At 70.1% G+C, this 12773-nt stretch carries 9 protein-coding genes; 4 read left to right on the top strand and 5 right to left on the bottom strand.

The window, feature by feature from the left end:
• Nucleotides 1–106: 106 nt before the first annotated feature.
• Complete coding sequence (locus tag AQI95_RS09020; RefSeq protein WP_067120068.1) at nucleotides 107–1924, bottom strand: phosphoenolpyruvate carboxykinase (GTP); 1818 nt, start codon at nucleotides 1922–1924, stop codon at nucleotides 107–109.
• A 367-nt stretch (nucleotides 1925–2291) separates the two neighbouring features.
• Here AQI95_RS09020 and trhA point away from each other — a divergent pair, with 367 nt between their 5' ends.
• The 4 genes from trhA (at nucleotide 2292) to AQI95_RS09000 (ending at nucleotide 6077) form a co-directional block, all read left to right on the top strand.
• Nucleotides 2292–3005 (top strand): PAQR family membrane homeostasis protein TrhA, encoded by a 714-nt coding sequence (gene trhA, locus AQI95_RS09015; RefSeq protein WP_067120066.1) that lies wholly within the window; start codon nucleotides 2292–2294, stop codon nucleotides 3003–3005.
• A 109-nt stretch (nucleotides 3006–3114) separates the two neighbouring features.
• A complete protein-coding gene (locus AQI95_RS09010; protein WP_067120064.1) occupies nucleotides 3115–4683 on the top strand; it encodes an MFS transporter in 1569 nt (522 codons plus the stop codon).
• Between the two features lie 5 nt (nucleotides 4684–4688).
• Nucleotides 4689–5321: a TetR/AcrR family transcriptional regulator gene (locus AQI95_RS09005; RefSeq protein ID WP_482255580.1), complete on the top strand. Its 633-nt coding sequence runs from the start codon at nucleotides 4689–4691 to the stop codon at nucleotides 5319–5321.
• A 33-nt stretch (nucleotides 5322–5354) separates the two neighbouring features.
• On the top strand, nucleotides 5355–6077 hold the full coding sequence (locus tag AQI95_RS09000; protein ID WP_067120060.1) for a Mut7-C RNAse domain-containing protein: 723 nt from the start codon (nucleotides 5355–5357) through the stop codon (nucleotides 6075–6077).
• A gap of 13 nt (nucleotides 6078–6090) precedes the next feature.
• On the opposite strand, the gene AQI95_RS08995 is transcribed toward AQI95_RS09000, so the two are convergent.
• The 4 genes from AQI95_RS08995 to AQI95_RS08980 are packed head-to-tail and all read right to left on the bottom strand — an operon-like array spanning nucleotide 6091 to nucleotide 12558.
• The gene (locus tag AQI95_RS08995; RefSeq protein WP_067120059.1) at nucleotides 6091–8487 is read right to left on the bottom strand and encodes a galactose oxidase family protein; all 2397 of its coding nucleotides are present in this window, start codon (nucleotides 8485–8487) and stop codon (nucleotides 6091–6093) included.
• A complete protein-coding gene (locus AQI95_RS08990) occupies nucleotides 8484–9647 on the bottom strand; it encodes a glycosyltransferase (protein WP_067120057.1) in 1164 nt (387 codons plus the stop codon). Before AQI95_RS08990 ends, AQI95_RS08995 begins: the two co-directional genes overlap by 4 nt.
• Complete coding sequence (locus AQI95_RS08985; protein ID WP_067120055.1) at nucleotides 9644–11293, bottom strand: ArnT family glycosyltransferase; 1650 nt, start codon at nucleotides 11291–11293, stop codon at nucleotides 9644–9646. The genes AQI95_RS08990 and AQI95_RS08985 overlap by 4 nt, the downstream gene beginning before the upstream one ends.
• Nucleotides 11290–12558: a glycosyltransferase gene (locus AQI95_RS08980; protein WP_067120053.1), complete on the bottom strand. Its 1269-nt coding sequence runs from the start codon at nucleotides 12556–12558 to the stop codon at nucleotides 11290–11292. Before AQI95_RS08980 ends, AQI95_RS08985 begins: the two co-directional genes overlap by 4 nt.
• Nucleotides 12559–12773: the final 215 nt, after the last annotated feature.

The raw sequence follows: 12773 nt of genomic DNA, 5'->3' as shown, positions 1-12773 counted from the left end.
GGGCCCCGCACGCCGTTGTGCGGGGCCCCGTGTGCTGTTCCACGGCCGGCCGGGACGATCGCTGGTCAGGGCACGGCGGCCGGCCGTGGAGTCATGGGCGGGCGGTTCAGCCCAGGCGCTCCACCAGCGCGTGGTACTGGTCCCACAGCTCCTTCGGGGTGTGGTCGCCGAAGGTGTTGAGGTGCTCGGGGACGAGCGCCGCCTCCTCGCGCCAGATCTCCTTGTCGACGGAGAGCAGGAAGTCCAGGTCGGACTCGGCCAGCTCCAGGCCTGCCGTGTCGAGCGCGCCCTTGGCCGGCAGCACGCCGATCGGGGTCTCGACGCCCTCGGCCTTGCCGTCCAGGCGCTCCACGATCCACTTCAGGACACGGGAGTTCTCGCCGAAGCCCGGCCAGACGAACTTGCCTTCGTCGTTCTTGCGGAACCAGTTGACGTAGTAGATCTTCGGCAGCTTGGCCTGGTCCTTGTCCTTGGCCACGTCGATCCAGTGGGCCATGTAGTCGCCCATGTTGTAGCCGCAGAACGGCAGCATCGCGAACGGGTCGCGGCGCAGCTCGCCGACCTTGCCCTCGGCGGCGGCGGTCTTCTCGGAGGCCACGTTGGCGCCGAGGAAGACGCCGTGGTTCCAGTCGAGGGACTCCGTCACCAGCGGGACCGCGGTGGCGCGGCGGCCGCCGAAGAGGATCGCCGAGATCGGCACGCCCTTCGGGTCCTCCCACTCCGGCGCGATGATCGGGCACTGCGCGGCGGGGACGGTGAAGCGGGCGTTGGGGTGGGCGGCCGGCGTCTCGGAGGCGGGCGTCCAGGCGTTGCCCTTCCAGTCGGTCAGACGGTCGGGCAGCTCCTCGGTCATGCCCTCCCACCACACGTCGCCGTCGTCGGTGAGCGCGACGTTGGTGAAGACGGCGTTGCCCCACAGGGTCTTCATCGCGTTGGCGTTGGTGTGCTCGCCGGTGCCGGGCGCGACACCGAAGAAGCCGGCCTCGGGGTTGATCGCGTACAGGCGACCGTCCGCGCCGAAGCGCATCCAGGCGATGTCGTCGCCGATGGTCTCCACGGTCCAGCCGGAGATCGTGGGCTCCAGCATGGCGAGGTTGGTCTTGCCGCAGGCGCTCGGGAAGGCGGCGGCCACGTACTTGGACTCGCCCTGCGGCGGGGTGAGCTTGAGGATCAGCATGTGCTCGGCCAGCCAGCCCTCGTCACGCGCCATGACGGAGGCGATACGCAGCGCGTAGCACTTCTTGCCGAGCAGGGCGTTGCCGCCGTAGCCGGAGCCGTAGGACCAGATCTCGCGCGACTCGGGGAAGTGCGAGATGTACTTGGTGGAGTTGCACGGCCACGGAACGTCGTCCTGGCCCGGCTCCAGCGGGGCGCCCAGCGTGTGGACGGCCTTCACGAAGCGGCCGTCCTCGCCGAGCTCTTCGAGCACGGCGCTGCCCATGCGCGTCATCGTGCGCATGGAGACGGCGACATAGGCGGAGTCGGTGATCTCCACACCCAGTGCGGACAGCGGGGAGCCCAGCGGGCCCATGCAGAACGGGACGACGTACATGGTGCGGCCCCGCATCGAGCCCCGGAACAGGCCCTTCTCGCCGCTGAAGATCTCCCGCATCTCGGCGGGGGCCTTCCAGTGGTTGGTCGGGCCCGCGTCCTCCTCCTTCTCGGAGCAGATGAAGGTCCGGTCCTCGACGCGCGCGACATCGGTCGGGTCGGAGGCGGCGTAGTAGGAGTTGGGGCGCTTGATCGGGTCGAGCTTCTTGAAAGTGCCCTTGGCCACCAGTTCTTCGGCGAGCCGCTCGTACTCGGCCTCGGAGCCGTCGCACCAGACCACGCTGTCCGGCTGGGTCAGTTCGGCGATCTCGTCGACCCACGAGATCAGTTCCTGGTGGTTGGTGGGGGCGGGAGCCGCGATGTCGCGCGCCACGATTGCTCCTAAGTGAGGGATTTTTGCCCTTGTGAGGGATCTTTCCTTGGGGCCCCGTGGGGGCTGCGACCCGGATGCTTCGTAGTCGTTCGACTGTTGGCGCTCATCCGGTGCCGACCGCACTCATTTGATCATCCGTCGCGAGTGCGCATATGTCCAGGGGGAGTCACAGGTGAGCGGCGTGAGGAAGGCCACGGTTTTCGCATCGCCCCTGCGTATCTCCGTGTTCCTTTACATGCACGTGGAGTTCGCCTGAAGGACTTTTTGAACACGGCAGCCACGCCGCCCGTGAGAGGATGGCCACTCCGCGACCCTCCATGGGCGAGACTGATCCGTAACTTACGGTTCCGTAGGTACGATGCGGCCCATGACTGCGTCCGCCCCCGACGCGCCCACGGACCCGCCGGCCGCCGGCCGCGGTCCCACCGCGCTCTCCTTGCCGCATCCGGTCAAGCCCAGACTCCGCGGCTGGCTGCATCTCGGCATGTTCCCGGCCGTACTCATCGCGGGGCTCGTGCTCACCGCCCTCGCCGACTCCACCAGAGGCCGCGTCGCCTGCGGGATCTACGTCCTGACGGCCTGCCTGCTCTTCGGCGTCAGCGCGCTGTACCACCGGGGCAACTGGAGCCCCCGGATGGACGGCGTCCTGCGCCGCCTGGATCACGCCAACATCTTCCTGATCATCGCCGGCACCTACACACCGCTCACCATGCTGCTCCTGCCCGACGCGAAGGGGCAGTGGCTACTGTGGGGCATCTGGGCCGCCGCCGCGGCCGGCATCGTCTTCCGCGTCTTCTGGGTCGGCGCCCCACGCTGGCTCTACACGCCCTGCTACATAGCGATGGGCTGGGCGGCCGTCTTCTTCCTGCCCGACTTCCTGCGCACCGGCGGCATCGCGGTCCTGGTCCTGGTGATCGTCGGCGGCCTGCTCTACAGCGCCGGCGGCGTGATCTACGGCATCAAGCGCCCGAACCCGTCACCGCGCTGGTTCGGCTTCCACGAGGTCTTCCACTCCTTCACGCTCGCCGCGTTCATCGTCCACTACGTCGGCATCTCGCTGGTGGCCTACCAGCACGCGTAGCCCTCCCCCTCCCGCTTCCGGCCACGGCTCACCAGCCGTGGCCGTTTTCTTTTGCCTGACATCAGCTATCTCTTGACAGGCACATCATTTTGAAAGCTACTCTCATTTCATGGCTACTGTCATCAACGCTGCCGGCACCCGGCACGACCCCCGCCGCTGGTGGGCCCTCGGGGCCCTGGTCGCGAGCATGCTGGTGCTCGCCTTCGACACGACGATCCTCAACGTGGCCCTGCCGACCATGGCCGCTCAGCTCGGCGCCACCACCGGGCAGCAGCAGTGGATGGCGGACTCCTACATCGTGGTCTTCGCCGCGCTGATGCTCCCGGCGGGCCTGCTCGGCGACCGGTTCGGCCGCCGCCGGATGCTCATCACCGGACTCGCCCTCTTCCTGGGCGGCTCACTCCTGGGCTCGCTGGCGGGCGACGTGAACGCCGTCATCGCCGCCCGTGCCGCCATGGGCATAGGCGCCGCGCTGATCATGCCGCTGTCCCTGTCCGTGCTGCCCGCGCTGTTCGGCCCGGACGAGCGCGGCAAGGCCGTCGGCATGATCACCGCCGCCTCGGCGCTCGGCATGCCGCTCGGCCCCCTGGTCGGCGGCTTTCTGCTGAACCACTTCTGGTGGGGCTCGGTCTTCCTGATCAACATCCCGATGGCCGCCATCGGCATCGCCGCCTGTGTCCTCCTGCTGCCGGAGACCCGGGACCCGGCCACCCCGAAGGTCGACATCGTCTCCACCGTGCTCACCGCGGCCGGTCTGGGCGCGCTCATCTACGCGATCATCGAGGCCCCGGACCGAGGCTGGGGCGACGGCCGGGAACTGGCGATGTTCGCGGCGTCCGCCGTCCTGCTCGGCTCCCTGGTGCTGCGCGAACGCCGGATGCCCCGCCCCATGCTGGACATGGGCCTGCTCACCCAGCGCGGCTTCCTGCTCAACACCGTCGCCGCGACCCTGGTGATGTTCGTGCTGTCGGGCCTGATGTTCGCCGTGCCGACCTATCTGCAGGCGGTCCTCGGCCACGACGCCTTCGGCACCGGGCTGCGCCTGCTGCCCATGATGGCCGGACTGATGATCGCCGCGAAGGGCACCCAGCCGCTCGTCGCCCGCTTCGGGGCCCGCACGGTGGTCGGCACGGGTCTGGTCGTACTGGCCTTCGCCGCCCTGCTCGGCAGCCGTACGACCGTGCACGACGGCTACGGGTTCACCGCCCTGTGGCTGTCGATCACCGGCCTGGGCTTCGGCTTCGCGATGGTCCCGGCCATGGCCGGGGCACTCGGCGCGCTGCCCGCCGACCGGGCCGGCAGCGGCTCCGGGCTGCTCAGCACCGTCCGCCAGGTCGGCGGCGCGATCGGCATCGCCCTGCTCGGCAGCCTGCTCGCGAGCGCCTTCCGGGACCGGCTGGACGTGGCCGGGCTGCCCGGACCGGTGGCACACACCGCCAAGGAGTCCGTGGTCGCCGCGCATGTGGTGGCCGCACACACCGGATCGGCCCATCTGGCGGCCTCCGCGAACACCGCGTATGTGCATGGCATGACCCTGGTGCTGATCGTCTGCGGCATCGCCTCCCTCGTGGCCGCCCTCCTCGCCGCGCTGCTGCTGCCCAGCACCCCGGCCGTGCTGCCGACCGCGCAGGAGGAGACCCCGGCCATGGTCACCGCCGCCGCCGATGGCGGACAATGACCGGCATGACGGCCGCAAGCTCCCCCCTCCCGCCCGCCGACCGCCCGCAGCTGGGACTGCGCGAGCGCAAGAAGATCAAGACCAGGGAGGCGATCCGCACGGCGACGTACGCGCTGGTCGAGGAACAGGGTTACGACGCCACGACGATCGACCAGATCGCCGAGCGCGCCGAGGTGTCGCCGTCGACCGTCTTCCGGTACTTCCCGACCAAGGAGGACATCGTCCTCACGGACGAGTACGACCCGCTCCTCCTCGAGGAGGTCAGGGCGCGTCCCGCCGACGAACCCTGGGCGCAGACCATTCGGTACGTCGTGCACCGGGCCGTCCGGCTCGGCACGCCCGAGGACGAGAAGGTCAGCCGGCTGCGGACCCGGCTGACCGTCGAGGTCCCGGCGGTGCGCTCACGGATGATGGAGACCATGTCGACCACCGGTCGCATGCTCTGCCAGGCCATCGGCGAGCGCACCGGCCGCGACCCGGACGGCCTGGAGGTCCGGGTCTACGCCATGTCCCTGATCGGCGCCTTGATGGAGACGTCCATGTACTGGGCCGAACACGGGCACCGGGACGACCTCGACACGCTGATCGACCGCACCCTGGACGTCCTGGAGCACGGCTTCCCCCGCGAAATCCGCTGAGGCCGACGCCGCCACCCGTGCGATGCTGACGGAGTGAACCGAGCCGAGATCCACGTCGAAGTCGCCCCCGCGCTCCACCTGTTCGTGCCGGCCGCCCGGCGGGCCGGCGCCACCCCGCTCGGTACGGACGGTGTCTCGACGCTCGGCCATGTCGTCGAGTCCCTCGGCGTCCCGCTGACCGAGGTCGGCGCACTGGTCGTGGACGGCCGCGAGGTGCCGGTCTCGCACATCCCGAAGGCGGGCGAGACGGTGCGGGTGCGGCCCGTCGAGCGCCCCCAGCAGGTCCCCGGCGCCCCGCTCCGCTTCCTCCTCGACGTCCATCTCGGCACCCTGGCCCGTCGGCTGCGACTGCTCGGCGTGGACGCGGCCTACGAGTCGACGGACATCGGCGACCCCGCGCTGGCCACGCGCTCGGCCGCCGAGAAGCGGGTGATGCTCAGCCGTGACCGGGGCCTGCTGCGCCGCCGCGAGCTGTGGGCGGGCGCGTTCGTCTACAGCACCCGGCCCGACGACCAGGTGCACGACGTCCTCGACCGCTTCGCCCCCGATCTGGCCCCCTGGACCCGCTGCACCGCCTGCAACGGCCTGCTGGAGGAAGCCACCAAGGACCAGGTCGCCGACCAGCTCAAGGACGGCACCCAGCGGTCGTACGACGTCTTCGCCCGGTGCACGCAGTGCGGCCGGGCGTACTGGAAGGGCGCGCACCACGACCAGCTGGAAGCCATCGTGGAACGCGCCCTCGCCGACCGGAGCTAGACCCAGTGCGGCACTAGGACCTGCGGGTGTCCCCCTTCTCGCAGGCCGTTCCGTCCCGGTCGGGGTCCAGCCCCAGGGGATCGTCGCCGCCGTTGACCTTCAGCCGGCCGTAGTGGTTCTGCCGCAGCCAGTCGCAGCGGGCCGCGGTCGTCTTCTTCACCTGCGGCGGGAACACCGTCGGCACACACACGTTGACCGAGCCGTAGTGCCGGTCGCAGCCGGAGATGGTGGGGCTGACCTGCTGCGCGGCCCTCTTCCTGGCGGGACCCGACACCTTGCCGGTGAGGCCGTCGGCGAAGGAGTGGACGTGCGGGGACGCGGCGGTCAGGGCCGCCGGGCCCGTCAGATGCACCCACCGGGCCACCGACGGAACTCCGTCCGCGTCGACCGCGAAGAGCATGTACCAGCCGGGCGGGGCAATGTTCGGGTTGTTCGTGACGTTCAGGTCGACGTTGTCGCCGTCGACCGAGAGCGGCAGGTCGACGAAGCGCTGGTTGGGGTCGGAGGAGTGGGTGACCGCGGCCGGTCGGATCAACTCCGCCTTGGCGACGGGGCGGTCGACGGTGATCCGCTGGGTGTCGCCGTACTTCCACTCCTGGTTGATCACCGAGGTGATCGTCGGACGTGTGCCCCGGTAGAGGTAGGGCGGGGTGTAGATGGACACGTTGTGGTTCCAGGAGCCGTCGCCCGGGTTGTCGCCGGTGGCCATCACCCGGCCGTCGGGCAGCAGGAACGCCGAGGAGTGGTAGCCGCGGGGCTCGGGGTCGGCGGCCACCGGGTCGAAGGTGCCGGTGCCGGGGTCGTAGATCGAGGACTCGTGGACCGGGTTGGCGCGGTTGTGCAGGGCGCCGCCGGTCTCCAGCACCTTGCCGTCGGGCAGCAGGACGGCGGAGACGTACATCTTGCCCTGGCCGCCGGTCTCCGGCTGGGGGCCGTTGCCCAGGTCCACCGTGCCCTGCGGGATCGGCGGCCCGGCGACGTACGACGGGTCGGCCTGCTTGAGGTCGATCAGGTCGGTCAGGCGGTTCGCGTCCGGGTTGGAGTCGATGTTGCCGCCGGCGATGGTGAGGACCTTCTGGTCCTGGGCCGGAGGCAGCAGCACGGACGCCGACTGGTCGCGCTCGTCCTTGTTCTGCAGCCCCGGGATCTGCGTGATGGTGTTGGCGTCGTAGTCGTAGATCGCCGAGCCCGTGCCGGGGATGTTGTTGCCGAAGACATGGCTGCCCGTGTAGAAGAGCCGGCCGTCCTGCATCAGGATCATCGCAGGGTACAGGCCCCAGTACGACCAGGTCTGGTTGACCTGCGACAGCGGCAGCCACTGGTTCTGCGCGGCCGAGAACCGCTCCGTGGTCACCGATCCGGTGGAGTCCTCGCGCAGTCCGCCGAAGGTGATGACGTCACCGTTGCCCAGCTCGGTCGCCGAGGGGTACCAGTGGCCGTCGTTGAGGTCGTTGGTCCTGCTGTAGGTCTCGGTCTGCGGGTCGAAGACGTACGAGTCCTTGAACCCCTCGTAGCCGTGCCCGCCCGGGACCGGGTACGCCTTGTTGCCGCTCAGCACGAGCACCCGGCCGTCCTGGAGCTGGACGTGCCCGGCGCAGAACATGTCCTTCGGTGTCGGAACGACCTTGTAGGTGCCGTTCGCCGGGTCGTACACGGCCGAGGTGAACGTGCCCGCGTCGAAGGCCTCCTCGCTGTTGCCGGAACCGGCGATCAGCAGGACCTTGCCGTTCCTGAGGACGACGGAGTGCATGGAGCGCACCGGGTTCTGCGTCGGCAGCACCGACCAACTGCCGTTGGCGCACTGGTCGTCGGTGCCGGTGCACCCGGCCGGCGGCACCACGTCCGGGACCTGGTCCATGGTGTAGTCGTCGGTGGTCGCCGAGCCGCTGCCGTAGACGGAGACACCCCAGGTGATGCGGTCGGTGCCGGCCGGGACCTCGGGGGTGCGGACGGTGGCCCGGGTCCAGGCCGAGGCCATGTCCAGGGTCTTGAGGTCGGTCCAGTACTGCCAGCCGGCGTTCGTGTCGTGCCGGAAGAGGGTGATGTTGGCGTCCGGGGTCGTGGTCTTGTACCAGAGCCCGAGGTCGTACTGCCTGCCCGCGGACACCGCCGGCGCGCAGTCGGCGGACTCCGTGATCAGCGCCTTGCGGTCGCCCTCGGTACGCCGGGTCAGTGTGACCTTCATGGCCTTCGCCCCGGAGTGCGCGTCCGAGGTCGTCTCGAAGGCGAAGTCGTTGTCGCCCCAGCCGGACTTCTCCCAGCAGTAGGGCATGTCGTCCGTCCCGGCGGTCTCGAAGCCGGGGTTCTTGATCAGGTTGGCGGCCTCGGCGGGCTGGGGCACGGCCAGGAGCAGACCGGCGGTCAGGGTGCCCACCCCGGCCAGCGCGATCCGTCTGCGGTGTCTGTTCACGCGGCTCTCTTCCGGTCGGTGCGGCGCGGGAGATAGACCAGCGCTTCGGTGCCGACGAAGCGCAGGACGAACGTCATGACCAGCGCCAGCGCGGTGGCGGACAGGGCTCCCATGCCGAACCGGCCGACCAGCAGCGCGATCAGCGGGATACGGAGAACCAGGTCGGCGTTGGCCAGCAGCGCGAACCGGCCGAGCCGGTCCCACCAGCGGCGGTGCGCACGCCGGTCGCGAAACAGCAGTTGCTCGATGAGGAGGAAGTTCCAGACGACACCCAGTTGGTTGGCGAGGATCTCGGCCGGTACGTAGTGCATGCCGAGGGCGGTGAGCGCCCACAGCCCGACGAGGTTCGGTACGAACCCGCTCGCGCCGATCAGCCCGAAGCCCACCATGCGCGCGGCGGGCGAGGCGGTGCGCAGCCCGGCCAGATGGCGCAGGAAGCGCAGGCCCTCCTGCGCGGTCGACTTGGACTCCCCCGCGAACCGGTCCTGGAAGACGAACGGCACCTCGGCGACCCGGCGCGGGCGGCTGCGGACGGCCAGCTCCAGCAGGATCTTGTAGCCGAGGGGCTTCAGCACGTCGGCGGTGACGGCGCTGCGCCGGATGGCGAAGAAGCCGCTCATCGGGTCGCTGATGCCGTGCAGCCTGCGTGGGAAGAGGGCCTTGGCGAGCCAGGTCGCGCCGCGCGAGACGGCCACCCGGTAGCCACCGGCGAGCCCGGCCCGGCTGCCGCCCTCGATGTAGCGGGAGGCGACGACGAGCGCGGCGTTCGTCCTCTCGCCGGTGGCCACCAACTCCGGTACCAGGGACGGCGGATGCTGGCAGTCGCCGTCCATGACGACGATCCAGTCCGAGGTCGCCGCCTTCAGCCCCTCGACGACCGCCCCGCCGAGGCCGCCGACGGGTTCCTCGCGGTGCAGCACGGCCACCGGGAACGGGCAGTCCTGGGCGGCCGCGCGGATCACCTCGGGGGTGTCGTCGGTGGAGTCGTCCACGAAGAGCACCTCGCAGGGCAGCCGCGCGGGCACCGACTCGGTGATCCGGTGCAGCAGCTGCCGGATGTTCGCGGACTCGTTGAAGGTCGGCACGACGAGGGTGACGGCGCCGGGCTCCGGGACCTCCACCGCGCCCCGGCCCAGGGCCGGGGCCGTGTACTCGCTCATCGGGCGCCTCCCGTGGCCGGCTGGATCCGCCGGATCTCGATGCGGTCCGGACCGCTGCCGAAGGTGGCGACCGGCGCGGAGTGCTGGATCGCCGCCTTCACGTTGGGCAGGTCCTTGGCGTCGCGGCGGACCGTCGGCGAGGCGACGACGTAGTCGATGTCGCGCCAGCCGTGCGGCATGGTCCTGGTGACGGCCGGGTCGAGGTCGGCCTTGTAGAACCAGATGGCGCCGAGCCCTGGCCGGTATCCGGCGTGCACGAGGTCCAGCCAGAGGGCGTCGTCGACGAGGACGCGGGTGTCCTTCGGGTCCGTCACCTCGGTGCCGAGCCAGTGGGACGCCTGCCGGTAGGGCTTGTTGGCGTCGGCGGTGACGGCGGTGCGGTCGCCGTCGTACCAGTGCGGTACGACGTAGGCGCCGGCGGCGAGGGCGAGGACGCCCGCGAGCACATACCGGCCGCCGGTGACGTACCGCTTCTCGTTCTCGGTGCGCCGCCTGCGGATGACGGCGTGCGCGGCGGACGCGGCGCCGCCGGCCAGCACCAGGGCGAGGAAGGGCAGCGCGCCGATGATGTACATGGCGGGCAGATAGCCGCTCGGACGCAGGGCGACGGCGGCCAGGATCGCCACGGTCAGGGAGGGTCCGGCCAGGGCGCGTGCGGTGACCGACCAGCGCCGGGTGAGCAGCAGGAGCAGGGCCGCGGCGAGGCCGCCGAGGGGCAGGACCCGGTCGTAGTACAGCCAGGAGTGCAGGACGCCGTACGAGCCGGAACCCGGATCGAGGATGAATCCCGAACCGGGCCTGGACATCTGGTACTTGATGCCGTCCCACAGGGACACATGCCCGGTGCCCGGGAACAGCTCGCCCTTGAGCAGGGCGAACAGCGGGTAGGAGAAGCCGATCAGGGCGCAGGCGGTGACGGCTCCGGTGAGGGCGAACTTGCGGGTGTCGCGATGGCTGTGCCGCCACATGGTGACGAGGAGGGCGGGCAGGACGACGAGCATCGTCTCCTTGGTGAGCACGCCCGCGGCGGCGGCGAGCCCGGCGCCGAAGTGGTGCCAGAGGTGCCGGCTGGGCGAGGCGGCGAGGCAGAACGCCAGCAGCAGCCACAGCACCGCGATGTTGTCGAGGAAGATCTCGCGGCTGAGCACGACCGCGAGCGGGGAGAGTCCGAACAGGGCCATGCCGAGTCCGGCGGCCCAGCGGGGCAGCGAGAGCCGGCGGCCGAGGACATAGACGAGGACCGCGCTGACGCCGCCGACCAGCAGCATGGTGATGCGCATGGTGCCGACGGTCATCGAGCCGGGGCTGACGGCCGAGGGGATCCAGCTGAGCAGGGCGATCTGGATCCAGCCGAGCGGCGGGTGGTCGTACCAGTAGGTGTAGTGGGCCAGGCCCCGGCCCTGCTGGACGGCCCAGGCCTGGGCGAGATAGGTGCCCTCGTCGTCGCTGAGGGTCGGGTAGTCGGCGATGTTCCAGCCCTGGACGACGACGATCGCGGTGAGCAGGGCACCGCAGAGCAGCAGGTCGGGGCGGGAGGAGCGGAGTCGCAGCGGCGGCCGTGCGCCGTCGGTCGCGGGCGTTTCGGGCGCAGCCCGGTGCGGCGCGGGGACCTTCGCTGCGGTCACCGCGGGAAGTGTGGAGGTCACGCGGGGACGTCCTCTCGGAGGGGCTCGGCCGCGGTGAGGTGCGCGCCGACGTGCGTGGTCAACTCCCAGTCGTTGCGGCCGCGTTGCTCGCGCCACACGGCGCGGATCGCGGCGCCGGCGAGGAGGACCTGGTAGAAGGGACCGCCGACGATCAGCTTCACGTAGTGGACCATGCGGACCTTCAGGCCGTACTGCTTGCCGAAGTCGTACAGGCCGACCACCTCGAAGACGAAGGTGACGGCGGCGGTGACCAGCGGCAGGAAGGTGAGGAAGGCGACGCCCACGGGGACGTCGAGGAAGAGCGCGACGGCCGCGTTGAGCGGGATGATCACGCCGGAGAAGGCCTGGAGGAACGGCGTCATCAGCGTGTACCGGGCGAGCAGCCGCTGCCCGAATCCCGGGAGCCGGCACCAGTCCTTCTTCCGGTACACCTGGAGGAAGCCCTGGTTCCAGCGGGTGCGCTGTTTGAGCAGCGACATCAGCGAGCCCGGGGTCTCCTCGCGGGTCACCATGTCGGAGTCGTAGGCGACGACGACCTTCTTGCCGACGGACGACAGCCGGACGCCGAGGTCGCAGTCCTCGGCGAGGCAGTTGGGGTCCCAGCCGTCCGCGTCCCTGAGGACGTCGGTGCGTACGAAGACGGTGTTGCCGCCGAGCGGGATGAACCCCTTCTGCGCGTGCAGATGGAGCCGGGAGCGGAACCAGAAGAAGTACTCCAGGCAGTTGCGCAGGCTGTACCAGCTGGAGTGGAAGTTGATGAGCTGCACGCCGCCCTGGACCACGTCCGCGTGTGTCGTGCGGAAGGCGTGGTCGACGTGGGCGAGCAGCTCCGGGTGGACCTGGTCCTCGGCGTCGAAGACCCCGACGACGTCGCCGCGGCAGTGCGGCAGCGCCGTGTTCATGGCCTTCGGCTTGTTCTTCTTCTCATGGGTGTCGACGACGACCCGGACCCGCTGGTCCCGGGCGGCGGCCCGCTCGGCCACCGCCGTGGTCTCGGGGTCGTCGTGCCCGACGATCACGATGATCTCGAAGTCGGTGTGTGTGGACTCCAGCAGCCGCTGGATGGTGTGGTCGAGGACGGCCTGCTCGTGCCGGGCCGGCAGGAGCAGCGAGAAGGACAGGTGCTCGCCCCCGTCCGGTCTGCCGAACCGGGTGGAGGCGAGCACCTCGGGCGTGCGCCACGCGTGCATCTGCCACCACAGGGTGAAGGCCGCCATCCAGAAAAGGGCAAGCGAGACGGCAGCGATGAAGACAGACGTCAGCAAAAAGATCCCCCCAGATCCGCTGAAACCCCCTGTGCGCACAACGGTCGGTCATCAACAAGTCACCCGTCGTGTCGCTGTGGAGAGCGTAGGGGGGATCTGTGAAGCGTGGGAGCTCTTCCGATAAATAGCTTGTTTCGGAACGGTGTTACGGGAAGCGGTACCTATCCGAACACACGCTCACTTTCGGACAGTTCACCCTTTCCTGTTGCCTCGCG

It is taken from the genome of Streptomyces yokosukanensis (genome assembly GCF_001514035.1).
GTDB lineage: Bacteria > Actinomycetota > Actinomycetes > Streptomycetales > Streptomycetaceae > Streptomyces > Streptomyces yokosukanensis.
This window is presented reverse-complemented; position numbering and strand designations above follow the sequence as displayed.